Source organism: Acinetobacter sp. YH01009, assembly GCF_013420765.1.
GTDB classification, from domain to species: Bacteria; Pseudomonadota; Gammaproteobacteria; order Pseudomonadales; family Moraxellaceae; genus Acinetobacter; species Acinetobacter amyesii.
On the sequence record NZ_VOYE01000001.1, the window covers coordinates 1 to 19,969 of the forward strand.

General features: G+C 40.4%; 17 protein-coding genes and 2 rRNA genes. 17 read left to right on the forward strand and 2 right to left on the reverse strand.

Going from position 1 to position 19,969, the window contains the following annotated elements; all coding sequences use genetic code 11:
* From FTT76_RS00005 to hisC, 9 genes are all read left to right on the forward strand, one after another.
* Positions 1-116, forward strand: a 23S ribosomal RNA gene (locus FTT76_RS00005); the annotation flags it as partial.
* 176 nt (positions 117-292) lie between these two features.
* Positions 293-407 (forward strand): 5S ribosomal RNA (gene rrf / locus FTT76_RS00010).
* Between the two features lie 290 nt (positions 408-697).
* Positions 698-2,152 carry an RNA polymerase factor sigma-54 gene (locus FTT76_RS00015; protein WP_180113850.1) on the forward strand — a complete coding sequence of 485 codons (1,455 nt, stop codon included), beginning with the start codon at positions 698-700 and terminating at the stop codon, positions 2,150-2,152.
* Positions 2,153-2,320: 168 nt separating this feature from the next.
* Positions 2,321-2,653, forward strand: a complete 333-nt coding sequence (gene hpf / locus FTT76_RS00020; protein WP_078191195.1) for a ribosome hibernation-promoting factor, HPF/YfiA family — start codon at positions 2,321-2,323, stop codon at positions 2,651-2,653.
* 135 nt (positions 2,654-2,788) lie between these two features.
* Entirely contained in the window at positions 2,789-3,040 is a 252-nt protein-coding gene (ibaG, locus tag FTT76_RS00025; RefSeq protein WP_078191194.1) for a BolA family iron metabolism protein IbaG, read from the forward strand.
* Positions 3,041-3,046: 6 nt separating this feature from the next.
* Positions 3,047-4,303: a UDP-N-acetylglucosamine 1-carboxyvinyltransferase gene (gene murA, locus FTT76_RS00030; protein WP_078191193.1), complete on the forward strand. Its 1,257-nt coding sequence runs from the start codon at positions 3,047-3,049 to the stop codon at positions 4,301-4,303.
* Complete coding sequence (gene hisG / locus FTT76_RS00035) at positions 4,303-5,004, forward strand: ATP phosphoribosyltransferase (RefSeq protein WP_180049009.1); 702 nt, start codon at positions 4,303-4,305, stop codon at positions 5,002-5,004. The genes murA and hisG overlap by 1 nt, the downstream gene beginning before the upstream one ends.
* 200 nt (positions 5,005-5,204) lie before the next feature.
* Complete coding sequence (hisD, locus tag FTT76_RS00040) at positions 5,205-6,506, forward strand: histidinol dehydrogenase (protein ID WP_180049008.1); 1,302 nt, start codon at positions 5,205-5,207, stop codon at positions 6,504-6,506.
* A gap of 181 nt (positions 6,507-6,687) precedes the next feature.
* Positions 6,688-7,785 carry a histidinol-phosphate transaminase gene (gene hisC, locus FTT76_RS00045; protein WP_180049007.1) on the forward strand — a complete coding sequence of 366 codons (1,098 nt, stop codon included), beginning with the start codon at positions 6,688-6,690 and terminating at the stop codon, positions 7,783-7,785.
* Between the two features lie 119 nt (positions 7,786-7,904).
* Here the strand turns inward: hisC and pabB are convergent, their stop codons facing one another.
* Entirely contained in the window at positions 7,905-9,245 is a 1,341-nt protein-coding gene (gene pabB, locus FTT76_RS00050) for an aminodeoxychorismate synthase component I (protein WP_180049006.1), read from the reverse strand.
* 255 nt (positions 9,246-9,500) lie between these two features.
* Here pabB and FTT76_RS00055 point away from each other — a divergent pair, with 255 nt between their 5' ends.
* The 6 genes from FTT76_RS00055 (at position 9,501) to FTT76_RS00080 (ending at position 17,922) form a co-directional block, all read left to right on the forward strand.
* Positions 9,501-10,550: a DUF6160 family protein gene (locus FTT76_RS00055; protein WP_168378499.1), complete on the forward strand. Its 1,050-nt coding sequence runs from the start codon at positions 9,501-9,503 to the stop codon at positions 10,548-10,550.
* 196 nt (positions 10,551-10,746) lie between these two features.
* Positions 10,747-11,580: a C39 family peptidase gene (locus tag FTT76_RS00060; RefSeq protein ID WP_180147036.1), complete on the forward strand. Its 834-nt coding sequence runs from the start codon at positions 10,747-10,749 to the stop codon at positions 11,578-11,580.
* Positions 11,581-11,640: 60 nt separating this feature from the next.
* Positions 11,641-12,840, forward strand: coding sequence for a hypothetical protein (locus FTT76_RS00065; protein WP_180009927.1), 1,200 nt, complete (start codon positions 11,641-11,643; stop codon positions 12,838-12,840).
* A gap of 12 nt (positions 12,841-12,852) precedes the next feature.
* On the forward strand, positions 12,853-14,517 hold the full coding sequence (locus FTT76_RS00070; protein ID WP_168378502.1) for an OmpP1/FadL family transporter: 1,665 nt from the start codon (positions 12,853-12,855) through the stop codon (positions 14,515-14,517).
* Positions 14,518-14,531: 14 nt separating this feature from the next.
* Positions 14,532-15,884, forward strand: coding sequence for a putative pilus assembly protein FilE (gene filE, locus FTT76_RS00075; protein ID WP_180049004.1), 1,353 nt, complete (start codon positions 14,532-14,534; stop codon positions 15,882-15,884).
* Between the two features lie 22 nt (positions 15,885-15,906).
* Complete coding sequence (locus tag FTT76_RS00080; protein ID WP_180189949.1) at positions 15,907-17,922, forward strand: hypothetical protein; 2,016 nt, start codon at positions 15,907-15,909, stop codon at positions 17,920-17,922.
* Between the two features lie 65 nt (positions 17,923-17,987).
* Here FTT76_RS00080 and FTT76_RS00085 read toward each other — a convergent pair whose 3' ends face one another.
* Entirely contained in the window at positions 17,988-18,536 is a 549-nt protein-coding gene (locus tag FTT76_RS00085; protein ID WP_180009934.1) for an NUDIX hydrolase, read from the reverse strand.
* Positions 18,537-18,662: 126 nt separating this feature from the next.
* Here FTT76_RS00085 and FTT76_RS00090 point away from each other — a divergent pair, with 126 nt between their 5' ends.
* On the forward strand, positions 18,663-19,271 hold the full coding sequence (locus tag FTT76_RS00090; protein WP_078191182.1) for a CoA pyrophosphatase: 609 nt from the start codon (positions 18,663-18,665) through the stop codon (positions 19,269-19,271).
* A gap of 35 nt (positions 19,272-19,306) precedes the next feature.
* Positions 19,307-19,837, forward strand: coding sequence for a gamma carbonic anhydrase family protein (locus tag FTT76_RS00095; RefSeq protein ID WP_180009924.1), 531 nt, complete (start codon positions 19,307-19,309; stop codon positions 19,835-19,837).
* Positions 19,838-19,969: the final 132 nt, after the last annotated feature.

Genomic DNA, 19,969 nt, shown 5'->3' on the forward strand with positions numbered 1-19,969 from the left:
CTTGGACTTTATGTCCACTAAAGAGCCGTTGAAGACTACGACGTTGATAGGTTGGATGTGGAAGTGCGGTGACGCATGAAGCTGACCAATACTAATTGCTCGTGAGGCTTGACTATACAACACCCAAGCAGTTGTATATATAGCATCAATTGATTCACATATAATCAATCAAACTTGATTTAGTTAACGCTTAAGAACAAAATATGCAACTTAGATATGATCTGTTAATAACTCATTTGACCAAGCAACGGCACTGAAAAGATAAGACCAAATGCAAAGTCATAACAGTTGTGCTGGCGACCATAGCAAGAGTGAACCACCTGATCCCTTCCCGAACTCAGAAGTGAAACCTCTTAGCGCTGATGGTAGTGTGGGGTTACCCATGTGAGAGTAAGTCATCGCCAGCTCATTATTCGAAACACCCCCTGATATCTCAGGGGGTGTTTTTTTATGTCGGGAAAAATAACAAGAACAATGGAAAACAAAAAATACAGTGACAGCCGGAGTAAAATGAATAAGAAATCTAATTATATAGTTAATTTATAAGGCGAATTGTTCCTAATAAAAGAATAAATTAGCTGAATAATGTGTCTAAAAAAGACAAAAAATCGGGCGTTCTCTTCGAAATTATGCTATAAAAAATAAAACGGCATAAAAATTGCTTATAAAGTGCGGTTAATTATAGGGGGAGTTATTAATGAAATTAGCGATGGGGTTAAAGGTTGCCAATTCCTTATCATTAACACCTCAATTACAACAAGCCATTCGTTTATTACAGCTTTCAAGTTTGGAATTGGAACAAGAAATTCAAATCCAACTCGACAGTAATCCTCTATTAGAGAAAGTTGAAGAACAAAATACCGTTGAAAGTTTAAATAGCTTACAAGAACAAGAAAGGGAAAATAAAGACTTAACCAATGAATTAAATGCCGATCATTTGCCTGATGAGTTACCGGTAGATACGGAGTGGGATGATGTTTATACGCATCAACCTACAAGTTTAGGTGCTGCTGAATTTGAAGAGCGCGAAGATAATCGGCAGGGGCATCAAAGTTTACAAGCACATATGCTTGAGCAAGTTAATCTTTTACACTTTTCTGTGATCGATAAACTAATTGCACACTGTATTATCGATGCTTTAGATAACAAAGGTTTTTTAGATTGTGACTTAAATGAAATTACCCAATCTGTTCAGCATCTTTTAGATTCTATGGATTATGAAGAAGAAGTCGAAGATGACGAAGTTTTGGTGGTTTTAAAGCATATTCAGCGTCTAGATCCTTTAGGGGTAGGTTCACGTAATCTCGCTGAATGTTTAATGGTACAAGTTGAAAATCTTCCTGAGCATATCGAATATCGATATGAAGCTATTTTATTATTGAAAAATTATGAATTGCTGATTAGTAATGAATTACCCAAGTTGATTAAGCAAACCGGTTTAAATACGGAACAGCTTAAACTAGCCATTTCTTTGTTAAAAACATTAAAAGCACATCCAGGGCAAGAGTTTGAAGATAAAGATTCAGACTATCAAATTCCAGATGTAGTGGTGCTAAAAAAGAATGAACATTGGTTGGTACAGTTAAATCCTGATGTAATGCCAAAGCTACGAGTGAATTCTTTCTATGCCAATATGATCAAGCGTGCAGATCAAAGTGACGATAATCAATATTTACGTAATCAAATGCTTGAAGCTAAGAATTTCATTAAAAGCATTGATGAACGACATAAAACTTTATTAAAAGTGGCAACCTGTATTGTGGAGCATCAACGAGCGTTCTTTGAACAAGGGCCTGAGGCAATGAAGCCTTTGGTCCTGCGAGATATTGCGGAAGAAGTTGAACTCCATGAATCCACAGTTTCCCGTGTAACCACAAATAAATATATGCTCACACCACGTGGATTATTTGAGTTGAAATATTTCTTCTCAAGTCATGTTGGAACATCGTCTGGTGGGGAAGCGTCTTCGACGGCAATTCGTGCAAAAATTAAAAAGTTGATTGCAGAAGAAAATACACGTAAGCCTTTGTCTGATAATGCAATTGCAGTTTTGCTTAATGCAGAAGGTATTGATGTTGCTCGTCGTACAGTTGCGAAGTATCGTGAATCGTTACATATTCCATCATCTTCAGAGCGAAAAGTGTTGATCTAAATTTGAAAATCTGACTATTCTAGAGGTTCATTATGACGAAATAATGAATCTCTTTTTTTATAAGGAATGGCCGAAATGATCTGATTGTGTAAATGTATGCTTCGCATATTGAGTTGGATGATTCGGCTTGAACTTTTCCAGTCCTGAAAGAAGGTGAGGGATAGAATTATGCAGATTACAATTCGTGGCCATCATTTAACAATTACGCCAGCAATAGAAGAAAATATTCGTCTTAAATTTGCGGAAATGACCAAACATTTAGATCAGGTCAATAGTATGCAAGTCAAACTGACTAAAGATCATCAGGTTGATAAACGTTCAAAAAAAGGTAGTGATAATCATATTGCGGAAGCGATTATACGATTACCTGGGACAGAACTTTTTGCACAAGCGTGCGCTGATGATATGTATACCTCGATCAAAAAATTGTCTGAAAAATTAAAAAAACAATTACATAAACATCGAAAAATGCAGCTCATTTATATGCCTTTAACGGTTTAGATTGTAAATTGTACAAAAAGAGGTTTTTTATAACCTCTTTTTTTATATATATAATGTATGTGACTAATGAATTATTTTTTAGATTTATAGTAAAATGACGGGTTTTACACCGTTAGTCCTATATGGGGTCTTGTGATGAATAGTGAACAGCTCACTGAAATTTTAAAAGCTGCTTTTCCAGAAGCTGAGGTTGCAGTTAGTGGGCAAGGCGGCAAATTTGATCTACGCATTGTCGATGATCAATTTGAAGGCAAACGTCCTGTTGCTCGTCAACAATCTGTTTATGCACCTTTGAACTCCTACATTGCCAGCGGTGAAGTACATGCAGTAACAATTCGTGCAATGACCAAAGAAGAATGGCGCAAAGCAAGCTTATTCGGAGCTTAATAATTAATGGATAAATTTCTGATTCAGGGCGGTACTAAGCTCGAAGGTGAAGTTCGTATTTCTGGTGCGAAAAATGCTGCATTGCCATTACTCGCTGCAACTATCCTTGCGGATACACCTATTACATTAACTAATGTACCAAATCTAAAAGATGTGAACACCTTAGTGAAATTGATCGCAGGTTTAGGTGTTCAAATCAGTTATGAAGGTGATACGGTTAAGGCTGATACTTCTAGCTTAGATAATCAATTTGCACCATATGAACTCGTGAAAACCATGCGTGCATCTATTTTGGTGCTTGGCCCGTTATTGGCGCGCTATGGTAGTGCAAAAGTGTCTTTGCCGGGTGGATGTGCAATTGGTTCACGCCCTGTAGATCAACATTTAAAAGCTTTAGAAGCACTTGGTGCTGAGATCGAAGTTGAAGCAGGTTATGTGCATGCCAAAGTGGATGGTCGTCTAAAAGGTGGCGAAGTTGTCTTTGATATGGTCACAGTTGGTGGTACTGAAAATATTCTAACTGCTGCGGTTCTTGCAGACGGTGTAACGACCATTCGTAACGCGGCTCGTGAACCTGAAATTACCGATCTTGCTAATATGTTGATCAAGATGGGTGCAAAAATCGAAGGTTTGGACACAGATACTTTGGTTGTTACAGGTGTTGAAAGCCTACATGGCTGTGAATATGCCGTTGTTGCTGATCGTATTGAGACAGGTTCTTATCTCGCTGCAGCAGCGATCACTGGCGGTAAAATCAAAACCACACATACTGATCCAAACTTGTTGGAGTCTGTGCTAGATAAATTTGAAGAAATGGGCGCGGAAGTTACGCGCGGTGAAGATTGGATTGAACTGGATATGATGGGTAAACGCCCGAAAGCAGTTAGTTTCCAGACTTTACCACATCCAGAATTTCCAACCGATATGCAAGCACAGCTGATGGCTGTGAATGCAATTGGTCGTGGTTTTGCCACAATTTCTGAAACGATTTTCGAAAACCGTTTCATGCATGTACCTGAATTAGCACGTATGGGTGCCAATATTCAGGTTGAAGGTAATGATGCTGTTGTTACAGGTGTAGAGAAATTATCTGCTGCACCCGTGATGGCAACTGATTTACGAGCTTCTTTCTCATTGGTTTTAGCAGCACTTGCCGCTGATGGGGAAACGTTGATTGACCGTATCTATCATATTGACCGTGGTTATGAAGATGTTGAAGCGAAGTTACAAGGTTTAGGTGCCCAAATTAAGCGAGTAAGTTAATGAGCGATATGAGAAACGATGATCCCAATTTTGACGTAATGGGCAATTTTGATCATGGTTTAACTTTAGCATTAAGTAAGGGACGTATCTTAAAAGAAACTTTGCCATTGTTGGAAACAGCTGGCATTAACTTATTGGAAGATCCGGATAAATCTCGTAAGTTAATTTTTCCAACGACCCATAAGCACGTACGTATTTTAATTTTACGTGCTTCTGATGTACCAACTTATGTTGAAAATGGTGCTGCAGATATTGGGGTGGCAGGTAAAGATGTGCTGATGGAACATGGTGCACAAAATGTGTATGAACCATTGGACTTAAAAATTGCCAACTGTAAGTTAATGACCGCAGGTAAAGTTGGCATGGTTCGTCCGAACGGTCGTTTAAAGATTGCAACCAAGTATGTCAATTTGACCCGTCAATATTATGCAAGCTTGGGCGAGCAAGTGGATGTGATCAAACTTTATGGTTCTATGGAACTTGCACCATTGGTTGGTTTAGGCGATTACATTGTCGATGTTGTGGATACCGGGAATACTTTACGTGCCAATGGTTTAGAGCCTTTGGAAGAAATCTGTAAAGTGTCTTCACGTTTAATCGTGAACAAAGCAAGCTTTAAACGTAAACAAACTTTGTTGAATCCGATTCTTGCACAGCTAGAAAAAGCCGTGGAAGAACGCGAGCAAGTAAAGAAAGCATAATTTGTTGAGTTGCTAACTATGCTGATCAAACCGCTCAAATTTGGGCGGTTTTTTATGAAAACTGAAAAATAATGATAAAACTGTATTTTCACCAATTTTAACGAAAGTTATTTTCAATAAAACTCCACATGAACACATGCGATAGATATCCACAAGCTGCGCTAAAACAGGTAAACTAATCTTTTCCAATAGATTACCTTGTGGGTAAATTGATGCGACGTTTATCGACTCAAGATCAAAACTTCAAGCAAGCTTTTGCTGACTTGTTGGCTTTTGAAACTGTGAATGATCCAGAACTTTTAAAAACCGTTGACCAAATCATTGCTGATGTTCGTCAGTATGGTGATGCTCATGTTCTTAAATTGACACAGCAGTTCGATCGACATCCAGCGCATCAATTCTCAGAATTAGAGCTGACGCAAGCACAACTGAAAGCAGCATTTGAGGGTTTAAGTTCAGAAGTGCGTGAAGCCTTAGAACTTGCTGCGAACCGTGTTCGTGAATTTCATCAAGCGCAAAAGCAAGACGGCTGGACTTATGTCGATGCTTTAGGCAATACGCTTGGTCAAAAAGTCACACCGCTGGACCGCGTGGGGATCTATGTTCCGGGCGGCTTGGCTTCTTATCCGTCTTCTGTATTGATGAATGCTGTGCCTGCGCATGTCGCTGGCGTGCCTGAAATTATTATGGTGGTGCCTGCGCCGAATGGTGATTTAAATCCATTGGTTTTGGCAGCAGCTTACTTAGCCGGCGTACACCGTGTATTTACCATTGGCGGCGCGCAAGCGGTTGCAGCATTGGCTTATGGTACACAAACCATCCCATCTGTGGACAAAATTACTGGCCCGGGCAACCGTTTTGTTGCTGCAGCAAAACGTGCAGTATTTGGTCAAGTCGGTATTGATATGATTGCAGGGCCATCCGAAATTTTGGTCTATGCAGAAGGTCAAAACAATGCTGAATGGCTGGCTATGGATTTGTTGTCGCAAGCGGAACATGACACTGTGGCTCAAGCGGTGTTCATTACGCCAGATGCGGATCTTTTAGATCAAGTGGAACAATGGATTGAAAAGCATTTAGAAGCTTTGCCTAAAGCAGATATTGCGCGAACTTCAATCGAAAACCGCGGAGCATTGGTTTTAGTCAAAGACCGAGCGGAAGGCGCCGAATTGATTAACCAAGTTGCGCCTGAACATTTGATGCTGTGCTTAGATGAAGCGCAGGAAATGGCTGAAGATATCCGCCATGCCGGCGCAATCTTCATGGGGCGTTATACACCAGAAGCGATTGGTGATTATTGTGCAGGTCCAAACCACGTGTTGCCAACCTCCGGCACAGCGCGTTTCTCATCACCGCTCGGTGTATATGATTTCCAAAAGCGCTCAAGTTTAATTATGTGCTCTGAAGATGGTGTGAAAAGTTTAGCGAAAACGGCTGATACATTAGCGCAGCAGGAAAACTTAGATGCGCATGCGCGTTCAGCACGCTATCGTTATCAGTAAGAAAATATAGACTAGGTGAAAAACCTAGTTTTCCAAAACTATAAACCTCTCCCTAACCCTCTCCTGAAAGGAGAGGGGAAATCTCATAAAATGAATATTCCTCTCCCTGAACGAGCTTTAAGGATTCCTTTAAAGCGAAGTGCAAGAGAGGTTAGGAGAGGGTGAAAAAGAGCAAAATAAAATGCCAAATATTACCGCTGAACAAATGCGTTTTTGGAGCCCTGATGTACGTGAATTAGAACCGTACACACCGGGTGAACAGCCTAAAATCCAAAATATTTTAAAACTCAATACCAATGAAAACCCGTATCCGCCATCGCCAAAAGTGGTGGAAGCAGTACAAAAAGTACTGGAAAATTCTGCTGATGTTTTACGTTTATATCCAGATCCAGATGCGTCAGAGTTAAAGCAAGCGATTGCAAAACAACAGCAAGTACCTGTTGAGCAGGTTTTTGTCGGCAATGGCTCTGATGAGGTACTTGCGCACATTTTTAAAGCCTTTTTTGTGCAAGAGCTGCCGGTTCTGTATCCTGACATTACCTACAGTTTTTATCCGGTATATAGCCAATTTTTTAGTATAGCTGCCAATACTAAAATTTTGCCGCTGAACGATGACTTTGAAATTGTGGTGGATGACTATAAACAGCCGAATGGCGGCATCATCATAACCAATCCGAATGCGCCTACCAGTATTGCTTTAGGTTTGTCTGCAATTGAGGAAGTGCTGCAAGCCAATCCGAATTCAGTGGTTGTGATTGATGAAGCGTATGTCGATTTCGGTGCGGAATCTGCTGTGGCTTTGGTTGCGAAATATGAAAACCTTGTGGTTTGTCAAACGACGTCTAAGTCGCGTTCACTTGCCGGTTTGCGCGTTGGTTTCGCGATTGCGCAGCCGCATTTAATCGCAGCGCTTGAAGCGGTAAAAAACAGCTTTAACTCTTATCCGATGGATCGTTTTGCGATTGCAGCAGCCGTGGCGTCATTTGAGGATCAAGCGTATTTTGAAGCGCAAAATGCCAAGGTGATTGCGAGCCGTGAAAAGCTTGTAGAGCAGCTGTCTGAGCTGGGCTTTAAAGTATTGCCATCTGCGGCAAACTTTATTTTTGCCTCACTGCCATCTAAAGATGCAGGTGAGTTGGCTGCTGAATTACGCGAACGCGGGATTATTGTGCGTTACTTCAATAAGCCGCGGATTAATCAGTTCCTGCGGATCACCATTGGCACCGATGAACAAAATCAGCGCCTTGTGGATACGCTTAAAAACGATATTTTGGCTTGATTGCTGCAAGCTACTATAAATTTAAATCTACCCTAATCTTCCTTTCGAAAAGGTGAGAAGCACTGCTTCGCAAGGGGAGGGTTATAAAAAAGCGATTCAATTGAATCGCTTTTTTTTGTTTAATCTGGCTTATACCAGGTATTTAACAAATCCAGCATGGCTTCGACTTTATCAAAGCATTCTTGATATTCAGCATCGCAATCTGATGCGATGGTGATTCCGCCGCCCGCCCACAGCGAAACCTGATCTTGGTATTTTTGAATAGAGCGGATTAAAATATTCCAAGAGCCTGTACCATCGTGATTAAAATAACCCATCGAGCCGCAATAGGCGCCGCGCGGGGAGCCTTCAAGTTCATCAATAATTTGCATCGCGCGAATTTTAGGCGCGCCGGTAATCGAACCGCCTGGCAGGGCAGACATCAGAACATCAAAAGGGTGTACATCTGTTTTCAGCACGGCCTCAACTTCACTGACCATGTGATGCACTTGATTAAAACTTTCAATATCAAAAAGTTTAGGTGTTTTTACAGAACCTATTTCTGCATAAACACTCAAATCATTACGCAGTAAGTCGACAATCATGACATTCTCAGCCATGTCTTTTTCAGATGATTTTAACCGTTGTTTTGACTGCGCATCTAACACTGGATCTTCATAGCGAGGCATCGTGCCCTTGATTGGCTTAGTAATAATCTTGCGTTCAGGTTTAAAATCTATAAAAAGTTCAGGCGAACAACTTAAAATTTCAAAATCATCAATACGTAAGTAGCCTGAATATGGTGCATCAGTCAGTGACCAAAATTCTTGAGCAGTATCTAAGAGTGAACCTTTAGCTTGAGCTGTAAATTCTTGGGTTAAATTAATTTGATAGCAATCGCCCGCTTTAATATATTCCTGAACTTGATCAAAGGCTTTTGTGTAGTCTGACTTGGACCATCTTGCAGTACATTTTTGTCTTAATTTAAATTGATTCTGAGCGATCTTGGTTTGAATTAGGTGATCAATGTAGTCGTAAATCTTAGCTGCAGAATGATCAGAACTATAAAAATACCAACCATCATTTTCTAGTCTTAAGTAACTAGAAAATTGCCCCAAAAACAAGCGAGGTTGCGCTTTGGCATGGAGGGAAATCTGTTGCTGCGCTGCATAATCATAACTAATAAAACCAGACCAGCCCCCAGAAAACCCACTGCCTAATTTTGAACATAAATCTTGGAAGGCGATATCTGGCAAGGGTTGAGTATCACATTCCTCATATTGATCTAAATTGGTACGGACATAAGTTTTAAGTTCATCATTCTTAAATTGCTGATATTGATTTGCCAAAAAGCAAATAACAGGTTGGTTTTGATCTTCTAAAAAAATCACATGTGACAAGGGTGCAAGCGCTTGCAAAATATTTTGAGCACTAACATTTTGTTTGAGAATAAATTTTTTAAAAGAAATCGGTTTTTGCATCAACAGAGAAATTAAATTTAAAGACTAAAATGGATTTTATACCATTCCTAATTCATTTGGCTTGCAAATACCGTTTATCGGTAAGAATTAGATTGCGACCAACGACAGTTGAACAAATTTCAGCTTGGATATAATTTAATCGAGCGAGCAAACAACTCAAGGAAAGATTTAACAGTTGTCACAAAATAATATTACAGCTGAATAAATCGAGTGGTTGAAAATCAAAAAAAATAAATACTCTTGGGAGAGTACCGTATGAAAAATTTCACTAAATTAGCTCTAGTTTCTTCAATCGCATTTAGTGCGAATGCTATGGCTATGCAAGCAATGGACGATGCTGCACTTAGTTCAACCACTGGTCAAGATGGTATTAACATCGGGATTGGTATTTCAAAAGTTGCAATCGAGAAACTTTACATTCACGATAATGACGGTTTAGCAACTGATGCAAAAAACGTTGTGACAGGTACAAAAGTTACTTTTGATACAACTACAACTCCTCCTACGCCAACAGGTTTTGCTGCAAATGCAGAAGTTTCTTCAACAAATATTGTTGGTGGTACAGGTGTAGCAGGTGCTCTTTTAATTAAGGGGAACGGGATAGCCGGTGATGCTAATGAAAAGCATGGTCTTGTAATTACTGCGAATTCACAAGCTTTGTTAGCAAGTCATAATTTGGCTGATTTACGTATTGACTCAGATGCTGGTAATTCTGCAAAAGGTGGAGCGTTTGTTAATATTGCAGCACAAGTTTCGGGCTTAGATATTAAAATTGGTGAAATTGGTGTGACTGCATCAGGTACGGCTGGTACAACAGGTATTCGTCGTGGTGGTGATGATAGCAACTACAATGCAATTCTTTCTGGTTTAACTTTGAAAACAGGTCAGATGGCTGCAAATATTCAACTTGGTGCAGCTCCACAGGGTGCAATGATCAAATTGAATACAACTATGATTGGTGGTTTAGAGATTCAAAATCTAGGTATTCTGGATGCATCAACTAAAAACGCTACACGTGCTGCTGGTGAAATCTTTATTGAAAGCATAAAAGTTGCTGATGCGGGTAAAACAGACTTAACCATTAACCAAGATATTAGTGTTTATGGTGCAGAAGGAACATCAAAAGGATATATTCAAATGGTGAGCAACTCTGGTCCAATTGATAACTATGTGAAAGGTGTTCATTTAGGTAGTCGTACTGCTGGTTCAATTGGTGATATCGAAGTTCAAGGCTTGCAAACATATTATAGCCCTAGTTTAGGTGTTTATAATCCAGGTTCTGTGATTACGATTTCTAGTAAGTAATTTAGAATAAAATAAGGCGCGTGTTGATCACGCGCTTTTTTTTACAAAAAAGTGCGGAATGACCCAACAAAGCATAAAAAAATGCTGTTTTTTTATAAAAAAAAAGGTATCTTGCATAATACATGGATGTAGAGCATTAGCTCTAAAAAATAATGAAAAAAGGCACATCATTGCCGATAACTAAAAGTTAGAACTTATGTTAGAGATAGCTGTGGGCTCGGCATTGATGTATTACTTTGCCAAAGAGTCCTTCGAATTAAAAGAAAAGCCAGTCGGAACAGTTCACTATACCGAAACATTGGATTCACGAAATGATTCCTTTACTCGGATGCACCGTGAATCTGTAAAAATTAAACCTGCCATAGAAGATCAATTTCGAGGCATCGTTCGGCAAGCCTACGACTACAGTTGTGGTTCAGCAGCCTTAACCACTTTATTAAATGGTTATGTAGGTACACAGCTGACTGAGCAACAGACCATGAATGGTTTGCTGAAATTTGGTGAAACTGAAAAAATTATCGAACGTCGAAGTTTCTCCTTATTAGACATGAAACGTTTTGTCGCTGCTGTCGGGCTAGACAGTGGGGGCTACAAAGGTGAGTTTTCAGATCTAGTTAAGCAAGGCCAACCTGCGATTGTTCCGATTTCATATGCTGGTTTTAAACATTTTGTGGTTTTTAAAGCCTATAAAGATGGGCGTGTTTATGTTGCAGATCCAGCACTGGGCAATATCAGTTTCGATGAAGTTCGATTCCAAGAAATATGGGAAAACAACACATTATTCTTAATCAATGTTGCGCCTGAGCAACGTAAAAATTTATTGGCTTTGCAAGATTCAGACTTGCGACATGTTGAAGATGCAACCGTGAACCGTTATGCATTGGTTGATATTCAATATCCGCAGTTTTATATGGAAAAAATTGCGGACAAAGCATCTACGATACGACTTGATAAAAATATGAATGAAGAGTCGGAGTCTTATGGTAAATCGAATTACAACTTTCTAAGGCTTTACTATAAGAGTAAATAATTAGATGAATGCGTATAACAAAGCGTCAAGATTAAAAAAATAAAAACGGTGGGAAGGAACATGAATCGTAAATGGATGAACAAAACACTACTAGCCATGAGTATTCAAGTGGTGATGGGGGTTGCATATGCAGCTGAAGAGCCAAGTCTAGGAGAGTATGATCCGGTTGAGCAAGAGACAGTTGTTGAAGAGTCGGCATCTCCTGTTACGGCAACCCAAGCTGATACTACACATGAAGCTACTGCCGAGCCAGAAATTGGACAGTATGAATCTGTAGAAGAGCCCGTACAAGCTGAAATGCCACAATCCGAAGTCGCTACTGCCAATGAAAAAGCATCGACAGCACTTCAGCAACAAGAAGGTGATGCGAGCCAAGAAGCGAATTTACAGGAAGTATTTAGCTCGAATGAACGTCAGTATTCATTGATTAAAAAAGGTGAAATATCATCTTTTTACGATATAGATTACACCTATTACCGTGATACACAGCTTGATATGGAAATGGCACAAGGCCAGCTTTATCAACTACGTGTACAAGAAAATGCAACACATTCGATGACCAATACATTTACCGTGCAATACGGTGTAATGGATAATTTGACATTCTCTGCATCTTTGCCTTTAGTGGCGAAAACTGATTTATTAAAAGATACTTCAACTGCAGGTTTAGGGGATATTTCTTTAGGCGCACGCTGGGAACCATTCCCACTGAAGCAAGGTCGTTTGCCTCTTATTTTATTTGGTAATTTGTCCACGAAAACTGGTGATAGTCCATACGAAATTAATGCTGTAAATGATCTAGCAACAGGTAAAGGTTACTATTCTGCAGGTATCGGTGCCAGCACACGTAAATATATTGATCCCGTTGTGTTGTTTGCATCCGTCTCGGCAAACTATGGTTTCAAAGAAACTGACTTAAACCAACGTCGTGGTTCGCGAGTCATTGAAGAGTTTGAACCGGGGATTAGTGGCGGTTTTGCATTCGGTTTTGCATACTCGTTTAACTACGATGTTTCCCTTACCATGTCATATCAACAAAGTTTCAATACCGGCGCAGAATTTACGTATAGCAGTGGCGAATCCTATTCACCTGCAGACCAAACCAGTTCAACTCTAGCGATTTCTTTAGGTGTACGTGTATCTCCAGAGACCATTGTGAATGGTACGGTGGGGTTAGGTTTAACTGAAGATGCACCAGATGTGTCATTAGGGTTGTCTTTCCCGTTGGATATTCTAGGTTTTGGAAAAAAACTTCGTTAAGAGGGCTGTCGTATGCGTAAAATTCGACTCAGCCCACTTGTTAGTGCGATCGTTTTAACGGGCTGTTCTAGTGCTGCTTTTGCACAATTGGGTACCAACCTTTCAGTTGATGTACGGTCACTTGCATTAGGTAATGCAGTAACTGCGGATCCTCCAGGAATTAGTGCAGTACATTTTAACCCTGCAGCATTAACTAAGATTGAAGGTTTGCAAACAGATATGCAGGGCATCATTGCAAACTTTGATATTCAACGTGAATTTACCGTTCCTGCGGGTTATAACGTTTTTGGTTATTCAGATGATCCATTAGTCTGTAATGATGGTCCTGAAGTGACGGCTGATATTTGTACGGACTTTAAAGATAAGGTTTCTGGTGATGTTGAATATGCATCCTTATATGTACCTGTCTTAAAAAAGATGGTGGATTTTGGTGCTGGACAACCCATTGCCGCGCCAACGATGGGGATTGCCTACAATCCACCGGGTTCTAAAGCAACATTCGCATCAGCTGTTTATGCACCTTTGATTGCGGGTTTTGGTGCTGAAAATGGTAACCCAGGTAATTTCATGGGGCAACAAGTTGCTCTAGAGCGTATTACTTATCTATCGCCAACAGTAGGCTATCAAGTCAGTGATGAGCTATCGATTGGTGGTGGTGTGGGGATGTCCTATCAAGCCATTGGATTGAAATCTGACCTGCGATTTCCCAATGAATTGATCGGCATGTTAAGGATGATTGATGAAGTCGTCTGTACACCATTTAAGGAAAATTCGGACATTATTACCGACATCTTGCTATTGGGGATGTGTAATACCGAAGAAGGGATGAATCCATTTGGCAAATTTGGTCAGATGGAATTGGCTTTAGAGCAGTCACTGAGCCCAAGTTACAACTTAGGGGTTTTGTGGGAGCCACGCGAAGATTTTAGTTTTGGTATGGTGTACCAAAGTGCAGCGAAAATGCGCATGAAAGGTCGTTATCGCATACAAAATGCGAAAGCACCTCAGGAGATGATTAAGGGATTAATGTCATCACCAACAGGTCAAATTTTAGCTGCAATTTTAGGTTTCCCAAATGCTGTGCCAAACTCGGAGTCGGGTTTGGTTTCGATGGATTTTGAATATCCACAGCATGTACAGGCGGGGATCAAATATAAGGTTATGCCTGATTTACAAATCAATTTTGATGTGGGCTGGACCGATTATCGTGCTTGGGACAAATTCCGTTTTGAATTCGACCGTCAAATTTCAGCGCTGAAAATTGCAAAATTATTATCTGAAAATGTGACCGATAATTCTTTGGCCTTACCTTTGAAATTTACGTCGCCTTGGAACTGGGGCATCGGTATTGAATATTCAGCAACAGATCGTTTGAAATTGCGTGCAGGCTATGAACCACGGAGTACCTCTATTCCTGACGGTAAGCGAAATACCATGGTACCAATTAATGGTGCGCAACTCTTTGGTATGGGGATTGGATATCGTTTTGATGCAGATACGGATCTAGATTTATCAATCGGCTTTTTACGCAGTAAAGATAATATTCCAGCGAATGGTAGTAGTCTGGCAAACTTAACCGGTGTGAATAACATACTTTTAAACCCATATGCTGGAATGAATGTAAAAACCGATACGAAAATCACCATCCTAGGATTAAATTACAGAACTCGTTGGTAGGATAAGCAAACAGAATGAAAAGGATTTTATTCATAAACGCGTTACTTGTACTGTCTGTGGTGCAAGTGTCGTATGCCTATGCCGGGGCGTTTCATACCATTATTGGGCCGGATGGGCGCCCAATGGTGGTACAAATACAAGAAAAAGCTGTAAAGAAACCCAAAGAAAGTTCTATAGCTAAAATGATTGATTCACCATCTGTACAGCAACACGTTACTCAACCATCTGTAAGCATTAGTCCGTCTCAAACCAAGACACCGATGACGCGTCAAACGAGTCCAACAGCACAGGCTGCTGAACCGGTGAAGTTTCAGAGTTTAAGTACACGTGAGCCGGAAAAACGGGATGATAATAAAGCTGTCACAGTCGATAAAATTAAAGAGGTCTCAGGTGATAACGTTCCCAAATCTGAAAAATCAGTACAAGAGTCAGGTACTTCAACAAAAGTTGTACCTTCAACCACATGGACCGAAAAGTTACAGCAATCAGAGCTAACCCAACCTAGTGCTCCGTATCAGGCCAAAGTTCAGGCTGAAAAAGATAAACCTATCGTCGAAAAAAAGATCCTTGCTGAGAAAGTTGTTAGCACTGATAAAGCCGTACAATCTTCAGGTGAAAACTTAGAAAATAATTCTTCAAAACAATCGACTCAGGTAAAACAAGAGCAAGGTTTTTCGACCATGGCCGGTGAAAAGTATGTCAATAATGAATATCTGGAAGATAAAGAGTTTAACTTAGAAGGCAAAAAGCGCTTTTACACCATGCCCGAAGGCGTTATTGACAGCAAGATGGGGCAAACGCGGATGCAAACGATTGAACGTGAAAAAGGTGTCAGTCGCTCCGTCATTGATAATTTATTTAAACGCAATCAACCCGAAGATACAGGCCCAATCACTTTAGCCACATCGTATTATCGGGTCTCACAAGCTGACACCATTCAAGGTTTAGGTCAGCAATGTTTTTCGAATAAAAAAATGAAGAAAGCCAAAGAGCTCGACTTAGCTCAAGATATTAATTTATGGCCTCGAGCACCGTTGTCGGACGAATTTGACTATGAAGTCGTAAAACTAAAATCACCATTACAAAATATTCGTATACATTCATTTGCATCCAAAGTACAAAGTCCTACATTTTATTGGCCATTTGCGGTATTTTTAGACAGAAATGGCTGTGTCATGGAAGGCGCAGGTGGATTTAAAAATAACCAAGGTGAAGCGGATCATCTTTACCATGAAAAAATAGAAGGCGTGATTCAAGTGCCTAAAGGTAGCCAGTATTTATTCTTAACGCCTTTAGCAACAGCAATAGACGTCGATGGCCGCGTATTAACCAATCAAGGCCAACTTAAATTAACAGCAATCCGTTAAGGACATAAGAAAGAGAATTAGGATGAAAAATAAAATTTTATTACCGTTTGCTTTAACGGCATTGGTTGCAGCGCTCAGTGGCTGTGGCGGTGAAAGTGCAAATGTGAATCCTGAAATTTATGATACCAGTACGACTAATGGTACTTGTAAAAGTAATACCGAAGGCTGTGTCGAGTTTGTTTTAGATTATCCAATTGAAGGTCTGAACTTTAATTGTTCGAGCGACGTTAAAAATACCTATATTACCTTGTTTGATCTAAAAGAAGGTGTTTCGACAGGTGCTTGTAAGATTGGCGATACGGTAACTTTCTTTGTCCAAGGTGAAAAATCACGTCGAATTGATTTGGGTAAAGTAGATTTGAAGCAAATTTCAAATGTAGCCAGTGGCACGACACCCCCACGTTTGACCTTATTGGATTTGGCTGCCGGCATCGCGGGTAAACCTGCTGCAACGATTTCAAATAGCGACGCAACGGTTAAAGTGGCCATGCGTTTAGCCAAAATCATTCAAGCCTTGGCATTGAAAAATAATAGCGCAGTTACAGCTACAGACATCCAAGCGGTTTATATCAACAATGCAGATAAAGTTTTGATTGATCAAATCACTCGAAATGTCGCGACAGCAGATTTCAGTATCAGTTCAGATACGGAATTTAATGACCTATTTACACCTTGGCTAGACCTGTCCGAAGTCAGCAATGAAAATGCATTTACCTTAGTTTCAAAACTCATGAATATCTCAACGGCTGCGGTATATCAGCCTGAGTTTGCGTTATTTTCAACTGATGGCGTGATTACCAATGCCAGTGGTTCAAATGGACTGGTGGGCTGTGATAAAAATGAATGTTTGCCGACCGATAGTTCAAAAGTCAATTTATTTGGTCATTTCATGTTAATGACGGACCGCCAAGGTATGACCTTTGGTAGTGGTTTACAGTGGAAGGGCAAAGTTGATCAACAGTTGAGTACCATTGGTGGTGTGAATGTCTTGCTCTTGACACAGGTACGACCAACACGTTTAACAGCAACGCCGCAGGACAATTGGATTGATCCGCTTACAAAGCAAATTGATAAACCTGGCATACTGGGTTTCCGTTTTGATGCGGAAGAAGCCAATTCTGGCCCGCTGATTATTAAACAAGGGACGCTACTTGCCGACAAAATGGTGGTCGGTACAGGTGGAAGTTTATATAAAACTTTGATGGGTAAAAAAGACGATTATGTTCTGACGGCCGATGATAAGAAAAAATTAGGCCTATGGGAGCAAAACATTAACCAAGTGCAATTTAAAGGCACGATGGATTTATACAAGCTCTATCCGCTGTCGTATTTAGACAAAAAAGTCTTTAAGTCTGTTGAAAATGTTGCTGCTGGACAAAATTATATCTTCCCGTTATATGCAGATTTAACCTTTAAATTTACCGATACCTCGATCAAAACAGTGAAATTGGGTGTGGTGATTGACCGTAATGGTGATATTCGCACAAATATACAATCTGGCGTGCCAGATGATGTATTTACTCGTCAAGATAGTCAAATTGTCGATTTGTCTACACACGCGACGGAAGGCTGTAGTGGAAAAGATGTGCTCGATCCACTGTTAATGAAAGATGACAAAGGTGTACAGCAATACCGTATCGGAACGACAACCCGTACCTTTACGCCTGAAGGGAATATTAATCCCAATACCATTTCGATTCGTATGATTTTAGCTGATCCATATTTCCACACGCTTGATGGTGCGTTAATTGGAATGAACTCAAGTGTGAAAACTTCAGCGGACACCTCAATGGTTGTGGGCGGTGCTTTAGTGCAGTTACACAATATGATCAATGCCAATGCAGGCACACGTCCCTCTGGCGTTGCTTTGACAGATTCGGATAATAAAGTGGTGAAATGGGGGAATAGTTTGGCCAGCTTTAGTTATATTTATAGCTTAAAAAATCCAAATGATACTGCAGCTGCTCAAACGGCGAAGTTAAGTGGCGGTGATATTTCCTTAGATTTAGCCCCTTGTTACACCATCAAGGCAAAATAATCGTTAAATATGAGTAAAATAAAAACCCATCTTATGATGGGTTTTTTAATCAAGAGACCAGCAAATTAACCTGTGTGATCGAGTCGCGTACCAAGGGTTTCGAGATGCATTTCAAATTGACCTGTTTTGCGGTCAGCAAAATAATGCCGCAGCGTTCTTTCCACACTTGGAAAGGCTAAATCATCCCAAGGAATTTCTTCTTCACTAAACAATCGAGATTCAATGGTTTCATCACCCGCACCAAACTCACCATTGATTAGTTCAGATTTGAACAAGGCATAAATTTGCCCAATACGGGGAATGTTATACATGCAATACAGTTGCTCAATATTGACTTCTGCTTCAGCTTCTTCGCGAGTCTCACGCGCTGCACCTTGCTCCATCGTCTCATAGAGTTCCATATAGCCAGCAGGTAATGTCCACAGCCCATAACGTGGCTCAATCGCACGACGGCAAAGTAAAACTTGATTGTCCCAAACGGCTAAAGCACCACAAATGACTTTAGGATTCACATAATGAATAAACCCACATGCGGTACAAATACGGCGTATCTGATGATCTCCAAGCGGGATCGCTTCTTTTGTTTTTTGTCCGCAGTTTGAGCAAAAGTTCATATTCATCGTCATGGATTGTGTGAACCGTCAGAATAACTTAAAAATAAAACTTTGGCATCATTTCTAACCAGCTTGGCCGAAATTCAGCTATGATGAAAACAAGATAATTATAAGGATGTAATGTGGATGGATGAGGGTTTATTGACTCAGCGATTGCAGCAAAGTTTACGTTTTTCTAAGCGTATTCAACCTGCGCATGCTGCTGTATTGATTGCGATTACCCAAGAAGATAATCCACGTATTTTATTGACCCGCCGCTCACTCTATATGAATAATCATGCCGGTGAAGTGTCCTTTCCCGGTGGCAAACGTGATGCCCAAGACACCAGTAATATCGTGGTGGCGTTAAGAGAAGCCCAAGAAGAAACCGCTCTAAATCCATTTGATGTGCAACTTTTGGGTGATTTGCCAATGCAAAAAGCACGGAATGGGATGTTGGTTAAACCGATCGTGGGGTTGATCCCGCCTGATGTAAATTTGATACCTCAACCCACTGAAATTGACCGTATTTTTTTTGCATCATTAAGACAGCTTTTAGAAACACCGCCAACGCCATATGAAGTTCGTTTTGCCCAGCAATCACTATATTTCCCCAGTTTAAGAGTTGAAAATGAAATCGTTTGGGGTTTGACTGCACGGATGTTGATTTCCTTATTTCAATATGGTTTGAATTATCAAAAAGAATGGCCTTTTTTATTAAATTCTCCTTCATTTCATTTGGGCCGTGAGCCTTAAACCTTTTTTAGAAAGTCAAAATAGGATGTTTGATCATGTTGTACAAGTTTCAAGGATATAGCCCGAAAGCCACACATCAACCTTGGGATGGTTGGGTTGCAGAAAATGCAACGGTCATTGGGCAAGTTGAATTAGGCCGAGAAGTGAGTGTCTGGTTCGGAGCCGTCATTCGAGGGGACAACAGTCGTATCAAACTGGGTGATTTTACCAATGTACAAGAAAATGCGGTGCTGCATACCGATGCGGGCATTGAAATGATCATTGGTGATTATGTCACGATTGGGCATCAAGCCATGCTACACGGATGTACCGTAGGTGATAATAGTCTGATCGGAATCAATGCCGTGGTTCTAAATCATGCTGTGATTGGTAAAAATTGCATCATTGGTGCGAATGCTTTAATTCCAGAAGGGAAGGTGATTCCGGATAATTCTGTTGTGATGGGTTCACCGGGTAAAGTCGTCAAGACTTTAGATGAACAAGCCGAAGCACGTCTAAAAATGAGTGCCTTGCACTATGCCGCTCATTTTAAACATTTTACTCAACTCGAAGTCGCTGAACTTTAGAACGCTATACATGGTAAGCAAAAAAGCCTCGACGTTTGTCGAGGCTTTTTTATAGATTAAATACAGAAAGCGCTGAGTCTGTGGTGGAAAATCTCGCGAACTGCGATGGAGTGGAGTATCATATTCAACGTT

Bases quoted from the DNA above. Each gene is read 5' to 3' on its own strand.
- FTT76_RS00055 (WP_168378499.1), top strand. From the start codon at position 9,501: ATGAAAAATTTCACTAAATTAGCTCTAGTTTCTTCAATCGCATTTAGT.
- murA (WP_078191193.1), top strand. From the start codon at position 3,047: ATGGATAAATTTCTGATTCAGGGCGGTACTAAGCTCGAAGGTGAAGTT.
- hisG (WP_180049009.1), top strand. From the start codon at position 4,303: ATGAGCGATATGAGAAACGATGATCCCAATTTTGACGTAATGGGCAAT.
- hisC (WP_180049007.1), top strand. From the start codon at position 6,688: ATGCCAAATATTACCGCTGAACAAATGCGTTTTTGGAGCCCTGATGTA.
- FTT76_RS00090 (WP_078191182.1), top strand. From the start codon at position 18,663: ATGGATGAGGGTTTATTGACTCAGCGATTGCAGCAAAGTTTACGTTTT.
- ibaG (WP_078191194.1), top strand. From the start codon at position 2,789: ATGAATAGTGAACAGCTCACTGAAATTTTAAAAGCTGCTTTTCCAGAA.
- FTT76_RS00060 (WP_180147036.1), top strand. From the start codon at position 10,747: ATGTTAGAGATAGCTGTGGGCTCGGCATTGATGTATTACTTTGCCAAA.
- FTT76_RS00070 (WP_168378502.1), top strand. From the start codon at position 12,853: ATGCGTAAAATTCGACTCAGCCCACTTGTTAGTGCGATCGTTTTAACG.
- filE (WP_180049004.1), top strand. From the start codon at position 14,532: ATGAAAAGGATTTTATTCATAAACGCGTTACTTGTACTGTCTGTGGTG.
- FTT76_RS00080 (WP_180189949.1), top strand. From the start codon at position 15,907: ATGAAAAATAAAATTTTATTACCGTTTGCTTTAACGGCATTGGTTGCA.
- FTT76_RS00015 (WP_180113850.1), top strand. From the start codon at position 698: ATGAAATTAGCGATGGGGTTAAAGGTTGCCAATTCCTTATCATTAACA.
- hpf (WP_078191195.1), top strand. From the start codon at position 2,321: ATGCAGATTACAATTCGTGGCCATCATTTAACAATTACGCCAGCAATA.
- FTT76_RS00085 (WP_180009934.1), bottom strand. From the start codon at position 18,536: ATGAACTTTTGCTCAAACTGCGGACAAAAAACAAAAGAAGCGATCCCG.
- FTT76_RS00065 (WP_180009927.1), top strand. From the start codon at position 11,641: ATGAATCGTAAATGGATGAACAAAACACTACTAGCCATGAGTATTCAA.
- FTT76_RS00095 (WP_180009924.1), top strand. From the start codon at position 19,307: ATGTTGTACAAGTTTCAAGGATATAGCCCGAAAGCCACACATCAACCT.
- pabB (WP_180049006.1), bottom strand. From the start codon at position 9,245: ATGCAAAAACCGATTTCTTTTAAAAAATTTATTCTCAAACAAAATGTT.